This window comes from Saccharothrix sp. BKS2 (assembly GCF_047689505.1).
GTDB classification, from domain to species: Bacteria; Actinomycetota; Actinomycetes; order Mycobacteriales; family Pseudonocardiaceae; genus Actinosynnema; species Actinosynnema lopnurensis.
The window spans coordinates 359,023-376,551 of sequence record NZ_JAUQOL010000004.1; the positions used below are offsets into that span (position 1 = coordinate 359,023).

13 protein-coding genes are annotated in these 17,529 nt (G+C 74.2%); 6 read left to right on the forward strand and 7 right to left on the reverse strand.

What is annotated here, in order from left to right; translation table 11 throughout:
• Positions 1-9 precede the first annotated feature (9 nt).
• The 4 genes from Q5530_RS10305 to Q5530_RS10320 all read left to right on the forward strand — a co-directional run bounded on the left by Q5530_RS10305 (position 10) and on the right by Q5530_RS10320 (position 10,819).
• A complete protein-coding gene (locus tag Q5530_RS10305; RefSeq protein ID WP_415361943.1) occupies positions 10-5,895 on the forward strand; it encodes a glycohydrolase toxin TNT-related protein in 5,886 nt (1,961 codons plus the stop codon).
• Positions 5,858-6,328, forward strand: a complete 471-nt coding sequence (locus Q5530_RS10310) for a hypothetical protein (protein WP_380634860.1) — start codon at positions 5,858-5,860, stop codon at positions 6,326-6,328. Before Q5530_RS10305 ends, Q5530_RS10310 begins: the two co-directional genes overlap by 38 nt.
• Positions 6,325-7,863, forward strand: coding sequence for a TNT domain-containing protein (locus tag Q5530_RS10315; protein WP_415361944.1), 1,539 nt, complete (start codon positions 6,325-6,327; stop codon positions 7,861-7,863). The genes Q5530_RS10310 and Q5530_RS10315 overlap by 4 nt, the downstream gene beginning before the upstream one ends.
• A gap of 82 nt (positions 7,864-7,945) precedes the next feature.
• Positions 7,946-10,819, forward strand: coding sequence for a glycohydrolase toxin TNT-related protein (locus Q5530_RS10320; RefSeq protein WP_415361945.1), 2,874 nt, complete (start codon positions 7,946-7,948; stop codon positions 10,817-10,819).
• A 148-nt stretch (positions 10,820-10,967) separates the two neighbouring features.
• Here the strand turns inward: Q5530_RS10320 and Q5530_RS10325 are convergent, their stop codons facing one another.
• Entirely contained in the window at positions 10,968-11,555 is a 588-nt protein-coding gene (locus Q5530_RS10325) for a pentapeptide repeat-containing protein (RefSeq protein WP_415361946.1), read from the reverse strand.
• A 154-nt stretch (positions 11,556-11,709) separates the two neighbouring features.
• Here Q5530_RS10325 and Q5530_RS10330 point away from each other — a divergent pair, with 154 nt between their 5' ends.
• Positions 11,710-12,699: a malate dehydrogenase gene (locus tag Q5530_RS10330; protein ID WP_415361947.1), complete on the forward strand. Its 990-nt coding sequence runs from the start codon at positions 11,710-11,712 to the stop codon at positions 12,697-12,699.
• Positions 12,700-12,757: 58 nt separating this feature from the next.
• Positions 12,758-13,567: an inositol monophosphatase family protein gene (locus Q5530_RS10335; protein ID WP_415361948.1), complete on the forward strand. Its 810-nt coding sequence runs from the start codon at positions 12,758-12,760 to the stop codon at positions 13,565-13,567.
• A gap of 278 nt (positions 13,568-13,845) precedes the next feature.
• On the opposite strand, the gene Q5530_RS10340 is transcribed toward Q5530_RS10335, so the two are convergent.
• The 6 genes from Q5530_RS10340 to Q5530_RS10365 all read right to left on the reverse strand — a co-directional run bounded on the left by Q5530_RS10340 (position 13,846) and on the right by Q5530_RS10365 (position 17,501).
• On the reverse strand, positions 13,846-14,070 hold the full coding sequence (locus Q5530_RS10340; protein WP_380634848.1) for a DUF1918 domain-containing protein: 225 nt from the start codon (positions 14,068-14,070) through the stop codon (positions 13,846-13,848).
• Positions 14,071-14,137: 67 nt separating this feature from the next.
• Positions 14,138-14,533 (reverse strand): bacteriophage spanin2 family protein, encoded by a 396-nt coding sequence (locus Q5530_RS10345; protein ID WP_380634847.1) that lies wholly within the window; start codon positions 14,531-14,533, stop codon positions 14,138-14,140.
• A gap of 81 nt (positions 14,534-14,614) precedes the next feature.
• Complete coding sequence (locus Q5530_RS10350) at positions 14,615-15,571, reverse strand: ABC transporter ATP-binding protein (protein ID WP_415361949.1); 957 nt, start codon at positions 15,569-15,571, stop codon at positions 14,615-14,617.
• Positions 15,568-16,365, reverse strand: a complete 798-nt coding sequence (locus Q5530_RS10355) for an ABC transporter permease (RefSeq protein WP_380634843.1) — start codon at positions 16,363-16,365, stop codon at positions 15,568-15,570. The genes Q5530_RS10350 and Q5530_RS10355 overlap by 4 nt, the downstream gene beginning before the upstream one ends.
• Positions 16,358-17,134, reverse strand: a complete 777-nt coding sequence (locus tag Q5530_RS10360) for an ABC transporter permease (RefSeq protein ID WP_415361950.1) — start codon at positions 17,132-17,134, stop codon at positions 16,358-16,360. The genes Q5530_RS10355 and Q5530_RS10360 overlap by 8 nt, the downstream gene beginning before the upstream one ends.
• 58 nt (positions 17,135-17,192) lie before the next feature.
• On the reverse strand, positions 17,193-17,501 hold the full coding sequence (locus Q5530_RS10365) for an ArsR/SmtB family transcription factor (protein WP_415361951.1): 309 nt from the start codon (positions 17,499-17,501) through the stop codon (positions 17,193-17,195).
• Positions 17,502-17,529 lie beyond the last annotated feature (28 nt).

Below are 17,529 nucleotides of genomic sequence, written 5' to 3' on the forward strand. Positions count from 1 at the left end.
GGGACTGCGGTGGGCATCGAGATACCGAGCGAGGTCACCTGGCTCTTCCCGATCGTGGTCGGGCAGAGCTGGCCGGAGGGCGACGAGGATGCGCTGAGGCGCATGGCCGATGCCTACCGAACCGCCGCGCAGGGCGTGAAGGGCGTGCTCGACGAGGGCAACGGCGCCGCGTCGACCGTCTTCGCCAGCCAGACCGGCGAGGCGGTCCAGCGGTTCGAGGAGTACTGGAGGAAGTTCGCCGACGGCGACGACTCCTACCTGCCGAAGCTGGCCAAGATCTGCGACCAGCTGGCGGAGAGCTGCGACAACACCGCGCTGGAGGTGGAGTACACCAAGTTGTCGATCATCGCGTCGCTGATCGCGCTGGCGATCGAGATCGCCGCGCTGATCGCCGCGGCGTTCGGCACGTTCGGCGCGACCACCGCCGGCATCCCCATCGCGCAGCAGGCCACCCGGCTGATCGTGCAGTTCACCTTCCGGCAGCTGGTCCTGGCGATCCTGCGCGAGGTCGCGATCTCCGTCGGCATCGACGCGGCGATCCAGCTCGTGCAGGTGGCGCGCGGCGACCGGACGTCGTGGGACTGGGGCAAGACGACCGAGGCGGCCGTCTCGGGCGTGGTGTCCGGCCTGGTCGGCGGGTTGTCCGGTGGCGTGAAGCTCCAGGGCGGCGGGCTGCCCGGGCAGATCGCGGCCGGCGCCGGTCGCGGCGCGGTCGAGGGCATGGTGTCCACGGTCGGCACGGCCGCCGTGCTGGGGCAGGACATCTCGGCGCGGGACGTGCTGATGGGCGCGTCCGCCGGTGCGGTGTCCGGTGGGATCGGCGGGGCGAAGGACGGGCTGTCGGTCGAGCCGCCGCGGGTGAACCCCGGTGGGCCGGACGGCGGGCCGCCGAACCTGGGTCCGGTGCCTCCGCCGCCCTCCGTGGGTGGTCCTACGCCCGGGTCGCCGGCCGCGACGCCCGGTGGGCCCTCGGTGAGCAGGGACGGGCTGGACCGGTTGCCCGGCGGGACGACGTCGTCGTCCTCGGTGGCGGCGCCGCCCGCGCCCGGACCGGTGGTCAGCGCGCCGCCCCCGATCGGGGACTCCTCGCCCGGTGGCGGTGCTCCGGCCTCGCCCTCGGCGTTCACCGGGGCGCCCGGTGGGCGGTCCGGTGGGGCTTCGCCGCCGACCTCGCCCGGTGGGGGTGGAACTCCCTCCATCGGCAGTCGGCTCGGTGGTGGGGCGCCCGCCGGTGGTGCGGTGCCGGGTGGTGTCGCGCCCGCTCCCGGTGGTGGTGCCGGTCGGACGCCCGGTGGGGTGCCGGCCGGTGGGTCGGTGCCCGGTGGGTCGGCTTTCACGCCTGGTCAGGGTGGTACGCCCGGGGCGCGCCCTGGTGGGCCGGTGATCGGTGGTCCCGCTGCTGGTGGGACCGCGCTGGGTGGGCCTGCTCCCGCCGGGCCTTCCCCTGTGGGGACGACGCCTGGTGGGGGTACGCCCGGGGGCGCGGTGCCCGGTGGCTCGACTCCCGGTGGCTCTACGCCTGGCGGCTCCATGCCCGGTAGCTCGACGCCTGGCGGCTCGAACCCCGGCAGCTCTGCTCCCGGCGGCTCGACGCCTGGTAGCTCTATGCCTGGCGGATCGACGGCGAATGGTTCGACTCCGGGCGGTTCTACGCCGGGTGGTTCAACGCCGGGTGGTCCGACCGCCAATGGCTCGACTCCCAGCGGTTCTACGCCCGGTGGCTCGACTCCGGGTGGTTCGACGCCAGGCGCGGGCAACCCTCTGCCCGGAAGCGCTGTGCCCGGCGGATCCGTGCCTGGTGGGGCTGCACCGGGTGGTCCGACGCCCGGTGGACCGACGCCCGGCGGGGTGCCCGGTGCCGGAATGCCTGCCGGCGGAGTCCCCTCCGCCGGTCCGGCGCCGACTGCCGGCCCCGTGTCCGGCGCCGTACCCGGTGCCACTCCCACCGCCGGTGTCGCTCCGGCAGCGCCCCCGGCCGGGGGCGTGGCTCCCGCGACCGGCGGACCCGCTCCCGCGCCTGGTGCCGCGCCCGGCTCCGGCGCGCCGATGGCCGGTGGCGCCGGTGGGCTCATGCCGCCGCCCGGTGGTGCTCCCGCAGGCGGCGGTGGCGGCGGGCGTGGTCCTGTCGCGCCGTCCTCCGGGTACTTCGACGATCCCACCTCCGGCGCGAGCCACGACGTCGGTGGGACCGACGCGGTCAGCGCGAGTTCGCTGACCGGCGCACCGGTCCAGCCGTTCCGGGACGTGGCACCCGCGTCCCTGCCCGAGCAGCGAGGACCGGGCCAGCCGCCGACCGCTCAGCCTCCGATCACGCCCCAACCGGGTGGTTTCGGTCCGCAACCCGGTGGCTTCGGGCCTCAGCCCGGCTTCGGTCCGCAACCCGGTGGTCCTGCTGCCCCGTCCCGGTTCGACGCACCGACCACGTCACCGCGCACGGAGGGCCCCGCGCCCGCCTCCCGCGGCACCGACGCGCCGGCGGCTCCGCCGCGTGCCGACGGTCCCGCACCCCGGGGTGGGGACACCCCGGCTCCCACGCCGACCCCGGACGGGTCCACGCCGACCGACGGCCCGACCCCCGACAGCACCACGCCCGACGGGCCCGCCGACCTCACCGGCACCCCCGGCGACGAGCACTCCCCGGCATCCAGCCACGAGTGGCCCGCCGACCCGAGCACGACCACCGACCCAGGCACGACCACCGACCCGGGCACGGGCACCACCGACCCGTTCCCCAACAAGAACAACTGGGGCCAACCGGCAGGCGTCGTCCCCGGCTTCTCCCACGACGGCCCCTACCACTCGGTCCACGACAGCACGGGCCCCCACGACCAGTCCGTCGGCACCTACGACCAGCGCGCCGCCGCCCTGGTCGAACCCGACTACCAGCCCTACGGCCCCCACGGGAACCACACCGACTTCGTCCAGGCGCACTCCAACCCGGACGGCAGCATCGCCTGGCCCGCCAACCAGGGCGCGGACGGCCCGCGCGTGGTCGTCGAGCTCCCCGCGGGCACCGTGCTCGACCGGTTCGGCCACCCCGGCGGCGACTTCCTGTCCCCGCTGCGCCCGGACGGCCAGGCGTACGGCTTCGGCGAGCGCGCGATCATGCCGGACAGCCTCGGCAAGGGCTACCACGTCTACGTCCTGGACGCCCCGCTCACCGTCGAGCTGTCCCGCGTCGCCCCGGCGTTCGACCAGGACGGCGGCGCGCGCCAGCTCCAGCCGGTCGCCACCCCGGACCTCGTCGACCCGAACACGGGCAAGATGAGCGTCCAGCGCCTGATCGACCTGGGCCTCCTGCACGAGGTGGACGTGCCGCCCGCGGACGGGCGGGTGCTCGCGCCCGACTTCGGCACGTTCGGCGCTGACGGGACCGTCCTGCGGCCCGACACCGCCACGGTCGCGGACGCGCGGGACGGCGCGTTCGACGGCCACACCCCCGCGGACCCGCCGGGCGTCCTGCCCAACCCCGACCTCGGCCCGGTCGCCCACCGGGGCCCGATCCCGCTGGGTGAGGTCTCCCAGCGCGTCGACCAGGCCATCCGCAACAGCCAGGCCACCGAGGCGGGCGTCGCCCTGCACACCGAGGACCGGTTGCGCGACCTGTCCGACCGCATCCCGCGCAGCGACGACCACGTGGTGCTGGACATCCACACCGACGGCGACGGCGTCCGCGTCGGCGACACGCACTACACCCGCGCCGAACTCGTCGAGCTGATCAACAACCACCCGGACCTGGCGGGCCGGCCGCTCGTGCTCGTCGGCTGCGACGCGGGCGCGGGCGGGGAGAACAGCCTCGCCGCGCACGTCGCCCGCGAGACCGGCCAGCGCGTCATCGCGCCGGACACCCTCGCCTGGTCCGACCAGCACGGCAACCTCTACGCCAGCTCGCCCACCGAGACCGGCGGCCCGAAGATCCCGCCGGACGGCGGCTGGCACGCGTTCGAGCCCGACGGCACCTCCACCCCGGTCGGCGAGCACGGCATGCCGCCGGGCCACGAGCCCAGGGGCGACCTGGCGACCGACGACCAGGCCCACCGCGGCCGCCAGGACATCGAGCCGCAGGTCCAGCAGCCGTGGGAGGCGCCGCAGACCGCCCACGAGCGCGAGGTCCGCCTGCGCGACGACGAGTCGTACTTCCGCAGCGGCCAGGACCTGCCCCCGAACACCAGGATCACCGTCCTGGGCGAGGACGGCGCCCCGCGCACCACGATCCACGTGGACGCGAACGGCCGGGTCTACGTGGACGCCGTCGCGCCCAACACCCGCCACGGCGACAACCCCGAGGTCAAGCACCCCGCGCCGAACGCCCACTACCGCGTCGAGGTCGGCCACCGGCACGACGTGTTCGTGGCCAACCCGGACGGCACCCGGGCCACCACCCAGGACACCGTCAGGATCGGTGACCGGGTCGTCCCGATCGAGCGCACCACGCCGATCGAGCCGATCCCCGAGCCCGCCAACGGCCGCCAGGTCGTCGACGCGAACCACCCGCTGTCGCCGAAGCCGGGCGAGGCGTTCACCGCCCGCACCGACCTCCCGCCGGACACCCGCCTGGAGGTCTACGACACCGACGGCGTCTACCGGGGCACGGTGCAGACCGACGCCACGGGCCTGCCCCGGTGGGTCGAGGCACCGGACCACCTGCCCGACGACACCCGCAACCCCGAGGTCACCGACGCCGGCCGAGGCGTGAACTACAACGTCGACCGCGGCCCGCTGCACCAGGAGTTCACCACCAACGCCGACGGCCACCCGCAGACCGCCGTCGAGCGCACCGAGCCGACCACGACCAGGCAGACCCCGGTCACCGACCTCAGGCAGGGCGAGCCGTTCAGCCGGCCCGGCCAGCTGCACGACCCGAGCACCGAGTACGTCGTCTCCGACGAGCACGGCCAGCACCGCGGCCGGTTCCTCACCGACGAGTCCGGCCACGTCGTGTTCGAGGACACCCACTCCGGCCAGCGCAGCCGGGTGAACAACGAGATCACCCAGGCCCCGGCGCACGCGCAGATCACCTCCGACGGCTTCTACGGCCTGGGCAAGGCCGAGCAGCCCACCACCACCTGGCCCGCCCCGGCCAACGGCGAGGTCCGGCTCGCCGTGGAGCGCACCAAGGTCAACGGCGAGTGGCAGTACTCGGTGACGGTGGTCGGCGGCGACACCAGCGGCTGGACGCGGCAGCAGCACGACGCGGTGTCGCGCCCGTACGACAACCGGGCCCCCTTCTCGGCCCGCGCCGACCTGCCGCCGAACACCCGGTTCGTGCTGGACGACCACAGGGGCCAGGGCTACGGCACGTTCCAGACCGGCGACGACGGCGCGACCTCGCACGTCCACACGTTCCGGCCGTTCAGCCCCGACCTGAACAACCCGCTGCCCAACGCGGTGCTGGTCGCCGACGACGACTCGTGGCGCGGCCGCACCAACGGCGACGGCGAGACGGTCGCCACGACCGGCAGACCGGACCTGTCCTCCGGCGGCGCGATCCGCCGCGACAGCGCCGCGCAGCTCGACGTGGGCACCCACGGCGAGGTGGACTCGAACGGCCGCAAGCTGTCCGACGGCGGCCACCACCAGGGCAACGAGACCGGCGGGCCCGGCGAGGCGGCCAACCAGTCGAGCCAGCAGCGCGACCAGAACCAGGGCAACGAGCGCCCGGCGTTCGTCACGGAGGAGACCTGGCACCGCATGGAGCGGGACCGCGCGGCGTTCCTGAAAGCCGGCGGTACGGTCGAGATCATCGACACGTTCGCACTGCGGGACCCGCTCCAGCGGCACCCGCACACGTACCAGACCCGCTGGCGCGTGACGCTCGACGACGGCACGACCGGGATCTACGTCAGGAGCTACCCGAATGAGCACAACGCAGCCCTCTGGCCGGCCGACTTCTGAGCAGCGCCACGACGAGCTGCTCCAGCACATCGGCGGCCTGCTGCTGGACGCTGCTCCGGGTGGTTTCCGGCGGATCGACGTGCTGGTGCGGATGACGGTGGCCGTGCAGGACGTGGCGATGACGGTGTACATGCCGGACCGGAGCACGCCCGAGGCGTTCCCGCCGGAGGGCCTGGCCGCGGCGTTCCAGGAGATGCGGCAGGTGCTGCACCAGCCGGGCCGGGGCACGTGGTTCTCGGCCCGGTGCGTGGTCAACGCGCCGGCCCGGATCGACATCACCTACAACTTCGACCACGACCCGCTGTTCGACCCGCCGGTCCCGGCCGCCGACTTCGCCCGGGACCTGCGGGTCTTCCCCCGCGACGACGCCTACACGCCCGACTGGCTGCGCGCCAAGCTCGTCGAGGCGAGCACCGAGGAGCAGAACGCATGACCGCCCCCCAGCTGGACGTCGAGGACCAGAACGCGATCCTCGGCTCGGTCACCACCCTGCTCGTGCAGCGCCTCCCGGGTGACTGGGAGCAGCTGTGGGTGGACTTCCGGATGGTCGGCGGCCACCTGGAGGCGGAGGTCTCCGGGCTGACCCTGTACGGCTCGTCGTTCGAGTGGGAGCTGCCCGCGGAGGCGCTGCCGTTCTTCGTGCAGCTGCGCGACGGCATGGCGCGGCCGGGGCGGGGCACGTGGTTCTCGATGAGGTTCCACCTCGTGCACCCGGACACCTACTCGGCGGAGTTCGACCGGGACCACGAGCCGGACTGGACCCGGCCGCCCTCCCGCGAGCACCACCTGGAGGAGCTGGAGACCTACCCGCGCGACGACGACGCGCTGCCCGAGTGGTTGCGGGAACGCGCGGGCCTGGTCGCGCCGGAGCAGGTGGGGGCCGCCCAGATCGACCCGGGGCTGATCTTCGCCGCGCCGGTGTTCGACGGCGCCGAGGGCCGGTTCCAGGACCGGCCGGCGGTGCACCCGCAGGAGCTGGACGACGTGCTGGCCTACCTGGAGGGCGCGCCGGTCGTGCTGGCCGCCCGGTCCTACGGCACGGACGTGTTCCGGCCGGACGCCACGCCCGCCGTGCCGCTGTCCTTCCACACCGACGGCACGTGGGTGTGGCCCGGCGCGGTGGCCTACTACCTGCGGCACCACCACGTGCCGCCGGTGCCGCAGCTCGTGCAGCACGTCCGCGACAACGAGGGCGTCGTGCCTGAGGTCTCCCCGGAGGCCGAGCGCGCCGCGACCGCGGTGGCCACCGGGCAGCGGCCGGGCGCCGAGCTGCCCGAGTACCGGCCGCGGGAGGTCTCCGAGGCCGACCGGCGGGCGTTGGAGCAGCTCAAGGCGCGGCTCGACCACTTCGGGGTGGGCGAGCAGGAGTACGGCATCGTCGAGCCGAAGCCGGACGCGCTGGTGATCGAGCCCGCGCCCGGCCGGTCCGGCTGGCAGGTGCAGTTCTGGGACGGCAGCCGCGGCCCGAGCGGCAGGCCGCGCGTGTACGAGCACGCCGTGGACGCGGCGAAGGTGCTGCTCGCGGAGCTGCTGTGGCGCCCGGACCAGGACCAGGCGCGGGCCGCCGGGCAGGCCGCCGCGGGACCGGGGGCGGTGCGGCCGGTGCCGGACATCCAGCCGCTGCCCGACGAGCCGCCGCTGTCGCTGTTCCGCGACCGCGAGCCCGTGGTGCTGCCGGTGGGCGCGGAGCTGGACCGGTTCGGCCCGGAGTCCGGCAACCTCGTCTACGCGGCGGGCACCATGTTCGGCAACCGGTCGTTGCCACCGGATTGGCTGAACCGCCGCTACCACGTGTACCGGGTGCGGAAGCCGGTGCCGGCGCTCGTGGGCGTCGCGGTGCCGTGGTTCGGTCAGGCCGGCGGCGGCACGGGGTACTTCCTCGCGGTGTCGGTGGCGGACCTGCTGGCCGACGGGAGCCTGGTCGAGGTGCCCGAGGTCACCACCCAACCGCCGCCGCCGAGGGTCTGACGGGGCTGCAAGACGTCATTGGTCCGTTCGGCCCAGCGGGGTGCCGTGCGAGCACGGTGGGTCGCGGGGGAAGATGGTGCACGTGTCCGAGCTGAAGCCGCTGAACCCGACCGAGCAGGATGCGCTGGTCAAGCAGATCGGCCTCACGCTGATGCGGGCCGCTCCCGAGGAGTGGCGCCACGTGACGGCGGAGTACCGCGCCACCGGTCGGTACTCGGAGTTGACCGCCGAGGTCCGGTCGACCGACGGCAACCTGCGCGCGTGGTCCCCGCCCCAGGAGGTGGGCAACCTGTTCGCGCGGCTGCGCGCGGGCATGTACCGGGAGGGTCGCGGCAGCTGGTCCAACGCCCGCTACCAGCTCGACCACCCGTCCAGCTACAACCTGGACTTCGACCGCAACGAGCCCTCGTGGCAGACCGCGCCGCCGCCGCAGGCGTACGTGGACGAGATGCGGTTCTTCCCGCGCACGGACGACAACGTGCCCGACTGGCTGCGCCGCAGGCTCCAGCAGGCGCCGCCGGCGCGCGCGTTCCGCACGGCCCGCGTGTTCGACGGCGCGGGTCCCGGCGGCCGGCCGTCGGTGAACCGCCCGCCGGTGGCGGACGAGGACCGCGACCTGCTGCTGAGCTACCTGGACCGGGCGCCGGTCGCGGTGGTGGGGCGCGGGTTCGACGCGGACGTGCTGAACCCGGACGCGCCGCAGGTGGTGCCGGTGGCGTTCCAGACCGACGGGCAGTGGATCTGGCCCGCGGCGGTCGGCCACTACCTGCGGGCCTACGGCGTGCCGCCGGAGCCGGAGCTGGTGGAGCGGGCCAAGGCGCAGGACTTCGTGCTGCCGGAGGTGACCGAGGAGGCGCGCGTCGCCGCCGCGGCCAACCTGGGCGCGCCGGCCGCGCCGCAGGGCACCGCGCTGCCGGTGGCCGAGCCGCCGGAGCCGGCCGCCGAACCCCCGGTGGAGGTGGGCGCGACGGTGGCGGCGGCGCTGCCGGAGCTGCTGGACGAGCCGGGCGGGCGGGGCGACGTCGGGGGGACGGCGAACCCGACCGGCGGCAAGCCGGAGGCGGGGTCGGGCGAGTACGAGCAGGAGGGCCCGCCGTACCGGGTGCGGTTCGAGGAGGACGGCCCGGTCATCGACGACCGGTACCGGCGCGAGTCCTACGTGGACGGCATGGACCTGTTCGCGCCCGCCGCGTACGAGCGGGATGCCGGTGACACGCAGGCGTGGAGCCCGTTCTCGGAGGAGGAGCCGGAGCCCGCGCCGACCGAGGAGACCGCCGAGGTCGAGGCGGTGCCGGCCGAGGACCCCGTGCGCGAGGAGACCGGCCGCGAGGAGCCCGAGCCGGTCGTCGAGGTGCCCGCCCCGGCGCCCGACGAGGTGACCGCCGAGTTCGAGGTCGACCAGGAGCTGTACGACCAGGGCCGCGCCGAGCACGACGACGAGCCCTTCGACGCGCCGGGCGCCTCGCCCGCCGAGGGCCCGGACGACCACCGCGACCAGCACGACTTCGAGGACCGCGCCGAGGAGCCCGCCGACCGGTTCGCCGAGGCCGCGCCCGTTCCGCACGCGGACCAGGACCCGGGCCGGTTCGCCGCCGAGGAGCCCGACCGGTTCGCCGACCGGGACCACTTCGCGGCGGCGGCGCAGGAGCCGGACCGGTTCGCCGACCAGGGCCGGGACCGCTTCGACGACGAGCCGGACCGCTTCGCCGCGCAGGAGCCGACCCGGTTCATGGAGCAGGCGCCGCCGTTCGCGGACCGGGACCAGCCGGACCAGTTCGCCGCGCAGGAGCCGGACCGCTTCGCGGCACAGGCGCCCGACCGGTTCGCGGACCGGGACCACGGGGACCAGTTCACCGCCCAGGACCCGGAGCGCTTCACCACGCAGGCACCGGACCAGTTCGCCACCCCGGCGTCGGATCAGTTCAGTACTCAGGTGTCGGACCAGTTCACCGCCCAGGTGTCGGACCAGTTCGCCGTGCCGACGCCGGATCAGTTCGGTGCTCAGGCGCCGGGCCAGTTCGGTGCTCAGGCGTCGGACCAGTTCGCGCCCCAGGCGCCGGACCAGTTCGCCGTGCCGGTGCCCGACCGCTTCACCGAGGCCGCCCCCGCCCAGCCGTTCCGCGAGGCCGCGCCCACCCCGCCGCCCCCGCCCCCGGTGGTGCTCGAGCCCCGCCAGGTCACGCCGGAGGAGGAGCGGGAGCTCGCCGGCATCCGGCGCGCGCTGGACGAGCTGGACGTGCCCCCGGCCGCCTACCGGTTCGGCGGCGAGCCCACCGACCGCACGTGGCTGCTGCGCACCGAGGGCCAGGACTGGGAGGTGTCGTGGTTCGACCACGGCCCCACCAACCCGGTCCGCTTCGACCGCGTCGAGGACGCCGCCGCCTACCTGGTCGGCAAGCTGGTCCTCACCCACCGCCGCGCCCCGCGACCGAACCCGCTGCCCCCGCCGCCACCGATGCCGCCCCAGCAGCGCCCGCGCCCACCGATGAACAACGGGTTCCGGGAGGAGCCGCCGCGTCGTCCCGGGCCGCCCGGTCCGCGCCCGCCGGTCGAGCCGCCGGTCCAGCCCTCCGCCCCGCAGGCGGAGGCCAAGCCGACGCGCTCGTGGCCGATCAGCCCGATGAACGGCGAACCGCCGCTCACCCTGTTCCGGCAGAAGAAGATGGTCGAGCTGCCCGCGGGCGTCGAGGTCGACCGCTTCGGCGACGGCTCGGGCAACCTGGTCTACGCGGCCGGCACCCCGTTCCCGCAGCGCTCGCTCGTGCCGTCGTGGGTGAACCGCCCGTACCGGGTGTACCGGCTGCGCCGCCCGGTCGAGGTGCTGACCGGCGTGGCCGTGCCGTGGTTCGAGCAGCCGGGTGGCGGCACCGCCTACCTCCTGCCCAAGACGGTCGACGAGATGGTGGCCGACGGCGTCCTGGTCGAGGTGGCCAACCAGGAGGCCCCCCTCCACTGACCCGAACGCTCAACTCGGGGGTCCTGAACGTACGACTCGCGAGGCCTGAACGTACGACTCGCGGGGCGCGGGTGTTCGACACGCGCGCGAGTCGTACGTTCGGGACCACCGTGTCGTACGTTCAGGACGGGTGAGTTCAACGTTCGCGTCAGGTCAGCTGGAGGCCGTGGGCGGCGGCGAAGGCCAGGGCCGTGTCCACGTCCACCCGCGCACCGCGCAGCGAAGCCTGGACCAGTCCGTCGGCGTCCAGGCGCGCCCCGCGCAGGTCGGCGCCCTCCAAGCGGCAGTTCCGCAGGCGCGCGCCGGTCAGGTCGGCGTCGCGCAGGTCCGCCTCGCGCAGGTCGGCGTCCTCCAGGTTGGCCTCGCGCAACCGCAGGCCGCGCAGCGAGACCTTGCGCAGCACGGCGCCGGTCAGGCCGGCCAGGGTGAGATCCGTCTCCTCCAGGGTGATCGGCCGCAGCCCGCAGTCGACGAACACCGAGCCCAGCCACGTGCACGAGGCGAACGCCGCCGACGCCAGCACGGTCCGCCGGAACCGGCACGAGCGGAACGCCGAGGCCCGGTGCGACGACTCGCCCAGGTCGGTGCGGTCGAACGTGCACTCGGTGAAGGTGCAGCCGGAGGTCACCAGGCCCCGCATGTCCGCCTCGGTGAAATCGCACCGGACGAACGCCCGGCCCTCCCACCGCTGCCCGTACAGGACCGCGTCCGAGTAGTCCTCGCCGATGATGTCCACTGTCACACCTTGTCATCGTTCGCCAGTTGGTAACCTCCGACCTGCCGGGCAACCCGCCCGGCGCCGCGGTCCCGGTGTAGAGACCGCCGCTGACAGGTCAGCCTGCCTAGTGGTCATGCCCGAGGACTCCAAGCCACGACATCCGGGAAGGCTCATGACCCGCACGCCCGTGAACGTGACCGTCACCGGTGCGGCCGGCCAGATCGGCTACGCACTGCTGTTCCGCATCGCCTCCGGCCAGCTGCTGGGCGCCGACGTACCGGTGCGCCTGCGCCTGCTGGAGATCCCCCAGGCCGTCAAGGCCGCCGAGGGCACCGCGATGGAGCTGGACGACTGCGCGTTCCCGCTGCTGTCCGGCATCGACATCACCGACGACGCCAAGACCGCCTTCGACGGGGTGAACGTGGCGCTGCTCGTCGGCGCCCGCCCGCGCACGAAGGGCATGGAGCGCGGCGACCTGCTGGAGGCCAACGGCGGCATCTTCAAGCCGCAGGGCGAGGCGATCAACGCCGGCGCGGCGGACGACGTGCGCGTGCTGGTGGTCGGCAACCCGGCCAACACCAACGCCCTGATCGCCCAGCGCCACGCGCCCGACGTGCCGGCCGAGCGGTTCACCGCGATGACCCGCCTCGACCACAACCGCGCCCTGTCGCAGCTGGCCAAGAAGCTCGGCGTGTCGGTGACCGAGATCAAGAAGATGACGATCTGGGGCAACCACTCGGCCACCCAGTACCCCGACCTGTTCCGCACCGAGGTCAACGGCCGGGTCGCCGCCGAGGCCGTGGACGACCAGCAGTGGCTGGAGAACGACTTCATCCCGACCGTCGCCAAGCGCGGCGCGGCGATCATCGAGGCGCGCGGCGCGTCCTCGGCGGCGTCGGCGGCCAACGCGGCGATCGACCACGTCTACGACTGGGTGAACGGCACCGCCGAGGGTGACTGGGTGTCGATGGCCGTGCCGTCCGACGGCTCCTACGGCGTGCCGGAGGGCCTGATCTCCTCCTTCCCGGTGACGGTGAAGGACGGCAAGTACTCGATCGTGCAAGGCTTGGAGCTCGACGACTTCTCCCGCGGCCGCATCGACGCCTCCGTGGCCGAGCTGGTCGAGGAGCGCGACGCGGTGCAGGCCCTGGGCCTCATCTAGGAGCGGCGCCACACGGGAGGGCCACCCGCGGGTGGCCCTCCCGTGGCATGTTGAGGGCATGAACACCTGGCCCGTCCCCGCGCCCGACCTGCCCGCCGACGTCCACCCGGCGCTCGCCGCGACCGCCCGCGCCGCCGCCCGCGCCTACGGCGGCGCCCGCGGGGAGTTCACCCGCGCGCAGCTGCGCGAGGAGATCGCCGACGGCGCGGACGGGACGCCGACCATGCGCGTGGACGCGATCGTGGAGGCCGCCATCGCGGAGGCGGCGAAGGGCGCGGGCGCGAACCTGCTGTCCGAGGAGGCCGGGTTCCTCGACCACGGCTCCGCCGTCACCCTGGTGATCGACCCGGTGGACGGGTCCGCCAACGCCGCCACGGGCGTGCCGCTGTCGTGCTTCGCGGGCGCCCTCGTGGTGGACGACCAGCCGGTGGAGGCGCTGACGGTGTGGTTCGACACCGGCCGCGCCTGGCACGCCAGGGCGGGCGAGCCCACGCCGTTCCGCACCACCGGCCGCAAGGCGCTCAAGGGCGCGAACGTGTGCCTGCTGCGCCCCAAGCGCGGCACCGAGGAAGCCTGGCTGCGGGTGTCGAACCAGGCCGACCGGGTCCGCGTGCTGTGCACGACGTGCCTGGAGACCATGCTGGTCGCGGAGGGCGCCGTGGACGCGTTCGCCGACCCCGGCTCGGACACCCACCGGCTGATGGACCTGATCGCGGCCCTGGTGACGGTGCCCGCGGCCGGCGGTGTGCTGCTGGACCTGCACGGCCGGCCGCTGACCTTCGACCTGGACCTGACCCGCCGGTGGTCGGGCATCGCCGCCGCGTCGCCCGAGCTGGCCGACGAGCTGGTGGCCACCATCCTCGGCTAGGCCGGGTCGCGGGCGGCGTCGGGGGCGCCTGGTCCCAGGACGGGCTGGGAGCGTTCCCGGGTAGTGGGTGAACCCCGGCCGGCCCAACCCGAACTCCACTCGAACGAGCGACAGCGCGCGGGCCCTGAATTCAGCCGATCGGGCGCGTGCCTTCGGGGAGGAGCGCCGGGCGGGGCCACCGCGGCGGGGCCGTCGGGTCCACTTCGGACAGCGGGCCCCGGGCGCGGGCGGGTTCGCACGGCGGGGGACGTGCCCCCGCCGTGCCGCCCCGGCGCCGCCTACCGCGCCGGGGTCGCGTCCTCGAGCCTGGGCGATTCGGGGACCCGCGGCTCCACCAGGCTCTCCGGGCCGGGGTAGACCAGCCCTTCGTGCCCGTCGGAGAAGCGGATCAGGTACGGCGGCGCACCCCGGGACCCGCGCACTTCCAGGATCTCGCCGATCGTCTCGTCGAGGCCCACCGCGCGGCTGTGGACGTGCAACCGGTCACCTACGGTCGCGTACATCTGCAACACCTCCGGTGCGTCACAGCGTAGGACTGTTCCGAAGGTACCGACAGGGTGGTTCTTCCGCTCAGGCGCAGGCGGTGGACAGCTTCGCCACCTGGTCCAGCTTCTGCTGCGACCAGGTGGCGATGTTCGCGGGGCTCAGGTCCTCCAGGGTCACCTGGTTCATGGTGCCCGCCACGCCGTCGATGGCGTCCTTGAGCGTGGCGTCGCCCGCCTTGGCGGCGAGGTCGTTCAGCTCCTGGGCCTTCTGCTGGGTCTCCTCCAGCGCCTTCTGCGGGTCGGTCGCGTCGGGGGTGAAGCCGGCCAGCTTGAGGGCGTCGATGCACAGCTGCGCCTTGTCGGCGGCCTGGCCGACCTGGTTGGCCGTGTCCTGTGCGCTCTGCACGGCTTCGCACCCGGAGACCGCGCCGGCGAGGCCCAGCGCCAGCACGAGGGTGGCGATCGGACGACCTGCGCGCATGAGTGGCTCCCGTTCTTCGGCGGTGACCGTATTGGGCGGTGACCGTTTCGCCCGACTCTACCGATGTGGGCGAGACCCCCTCTACCGGCGCGCGTACAAGCGCCGCACCACGTCGTCGATCTCCGGCTCCTCCACGGAGATGTCGTGCACCTCGGTGCGCGCCGCGACGGCCGCGATGAGCGCCGCCGCGGTGGTCTCCGCCCGGCGGAACACCAGGTGGTGGCGCATCCCGTTCAGCTCGGCCCTGGTCGAGGTCACGCCCGGCAGCCCGGTCAGCTCGGCCACCGGCCGCTCCAGGTCCACCACGAGCACCCGTTCGGGTGCCACCTCGGCGCGCAGCGCCGCCAGCGGCCCGTCGGCCAGCACGGTGCCCCGGTCGATGACGACCAGCCGCGGGCACAGCCGCTCGATGTCGTCCAGGTCGTGCGTGGTGAGCAGCAGGGTGGTGCCGCGCCGGGTGTTGAGCTCGGCCAGGAACTCGCGCAGGCGCTCCTTGGACTCCAGGTCGAGCCCGATCGTCGGCTCGTCCAGCACCAGCAGCTCGGGGCCGTGCAGCAGGGCGGCGGTGACCTCGCCGCGCATCCGCTGGCCGAGGGACAGCTGGCGGACCGGGGTGTCCAGGAACGGGTCGAGGTCGAGCAGGTCCGCGCACTCCCGCAGCCGCCGCGCGTGGTCGGGCCCCGGCACCCGGTAGACGGCCCGCAGCAGGTCGAAGCTGTCCCGCAGGGGCAGGTCCCACCAGAGCTGGCTGCGCTGGCCGAACACCACGCCGAGGCGCCGGGCCAGCTCGCGGCGCGACCGCGACGGGTCCACACCGGACACCAGGACGTGCCCGGAGGTCGGCACCAGGATGCCGGTGAGCACCTTGATGGTGGTCGACTTGCCCGCCCCGTTGGGGCCGACGTAGCCGACCGCCTCGCCCGCGGCGACGTCGAAGCTCACCGCGTCGACCGCGCGCACCACGCGCTTCTCCCGCCGGAACCGGCCGGTCCTGGTGGTGAGCGTGAACTCGCGGCGCAGGTCCCGCACCTCGATCATGATCCAGTCCCTCGGTAGTGCCGGACGGCGAACCGCCACACCAGGCCCGCCACGACCGCGGTGACCGCCGCCACCAGCGGTGACGCCCAGCCGAGCAGCGCGGGGCCGCCGAGCGGGTCCGGTCGGTCGAGCAGGGCCAGCGCGGGGTAGTAGGCGACGAACGCGCCGGGTACGACGAACGCGAAGAAGCGCCGCAGCCACGGGCCGTAGACGGTGGCGGGGTAGGAGGTGAACGCGCTGCTGCCGTAGGTCACGGAGTTGGCCAGCTCCTGGCCGTCGATCAGCCAGAAGCAGATCGAGCCGGCGATCACCCAGACGGCGGAGAAGATGACCGCGCCGCTGATCGGCGCGACCAGGACGAGCGGCGCGGTGAGCGGCGACCACGCGATGTCGTTGTGGACCAGCGCGTAGACCAGCACGACCGCGCTCGCCAGGGTGCGGCCGATCTTCCGCAGGTGCAGGTCGGAGGCCATGACCTGGGCCAGCGTGCTCAGCGGGCGCAGCAGCAGGACGTCGAACGTGCCGGTGCGGAGGTGGGTGGGCAGCTCGTCCAGCTGGCCCGCGACCAGGTCGGCGAGGCCGAACGCGACACCGGCCAGCGCGTACACCAGGACGACCTCGTCGACGGAGAACCCGCCCAGCGCGTCGACCCGGTTGAACAGGACCAGGATGACCGCCAGCTCCACCAACTGGCTCAGCGCCGAGGCGACGCACAGGAGGGCGAACGAGGCCCGGTAGGACGCCTGGCCGCGCAGCCGCGCGGCGATCAGCCTCGGGTAGACGCGCTCAGCCACCCTGCACCACCACCCGGCGCACGGCGCGTTGCAGCACCAGGTGGCCCGCCGCCATCACGGTGACCGCCCAGAACGCCTGGTGCGCCAGCGTGGTCCACAGTGGAGCGGCGGACAGGAAGACGTCGATCGGGGCCTGGAGCACGGCCGGGAAGGGCGTGAACCACAGCGCGGTGCGAGCCCAGTCCGGGAAGAACGCCAGCGGCACGGCCAGGCCGCACAGCAGCCAGGTGCTCAGCGTGTAGAGGCCGTGCAGGCCGCGGTTGTCCAGCAGCCAGAACGTGGTGGCGTTGAGCAGGAACCGCAGGCCGAAGCTGGTGGTCAGGGCCAGCACCAGGCTGACCGCGAACGCGGGGACCACGGCGGGCTCGGGCCAGCGGAAGGGGAAGAGCAGGGCGCCGAACGCGACCGGCGGGGCGAACCGCACCACCAGCGCGTAGGCGCCCCGGCCGACGTCCTCGGCGAACAGGGCCGGCTGGAGGTGCCAGGGCCGGTAGAGGTCGACCACGACGTCACCGGTGCGGATGCGCTCGGAGAGCTGCCCGTCGCCCCCCAGCACGACGAACGCCATCAGGCCCTGGCCCAGCCAGGTGTAGGTGGAGGCGGCGGCGAGGTCGTAGCCGGCGATCGGGCCCGAGGAGACCGCCGCCGCCAGCACGGCCAGCCTGAGCATGCCGAAGACGACGTTGGTCGCCATGCCGGCGAACATCGCCTGTCGGTAGGTGGAGTACCTGCGGAATCCGGCCAGCGCTAGAAGGGCGTAGGCGCGCACGTCTGTCAACCCTAGGAAGCGGGGCAAGTGGTTTATCGCTCGTTCGGGTGAGAGGCCCTCATCGCCGCGCGGCCAGCACCCCGTTCAGCAGGCCGGGGTAGAGCGCGTCGAGGTCCTCGCGCCGAAGCGAGCTGATCCGCGAGGTGCCGCGCGGCCGGACCCGCACCACGCCGGCCTCCCGCAGCGTGCGGACGTGGTGCGTGAGGGTGGACGCCGTGATCCCCAGGTCGAGGGCGCCGCAGGAGATGCCCTCCTCGTGCTCGGCCAGCGACCGCACGATGCGCAGCCGCACCGGGTCGGCCAGCGCGTGGAGCACCGCCTCGATGCGGATCTCCTCGCGGCCGGGGTGGGGGATCGGGCTCGCCATGCGGCCATGGTACGAGGTTCGTCGAACT

Coding starts and splice junctions, on each gene's coding strand:
- Q5530_RS10310 (WP_380634860.1), top strand. CDS start 5,858: ATGAGCACAACGCAGCCCTCTGGCCGGCCGACTTCTGAGCAGCGCCAC.
- Q5530_RS10315 (WP_415361944.1), top strand. CDS start 6,325: ATGACCGCCCCCCAGCTGGACGTCGAGGACCAGAACGCGATCCTCGGC.
- Q5530_RS10330 (WP_415361947.1), top strand. CDS start 11,710: ATGACCCGCACGCCCGTGAACGTGACCGTCACCGGTGCGGCCGGCCAG.
- Q5530_RS10335 (WP_415361948.1), top strand. CDS start 12,758: ATGAACACCTGGCCCGTCCCCGCGCCCGACCTGCCCGCCGACGTCCAC.
- Q5530_RS10340 (WP_380634848.1), bottom strand. CDS start 14,070: ATGTACGCGACCGTAGGTGACCGGTTGCACGTCCACAGCCGCGCGGTG.
- Q5530_RS10345 (WP_380634847.1), bottom strand. CDS start 14,533: ATGCGCGCAGGTCGTCCGATCGCCACCCTCGTGCTGGCGCTGGGCCTC.
- Q5530_RS10350 (WP_415361949.1), bottom strand. CDS start 15,571: ATGATCGAGGTGCGGGACCTGCGCCGCGAGTTCACGCTCACCACCAGG.
- Q5530_RS10365 (WP_415361951.1), bottom strand. CDS start 17,501: ATGGCGAGCCCGATCCCCCACCCCGGCCGCGAGGAGATCCGCATCGAG.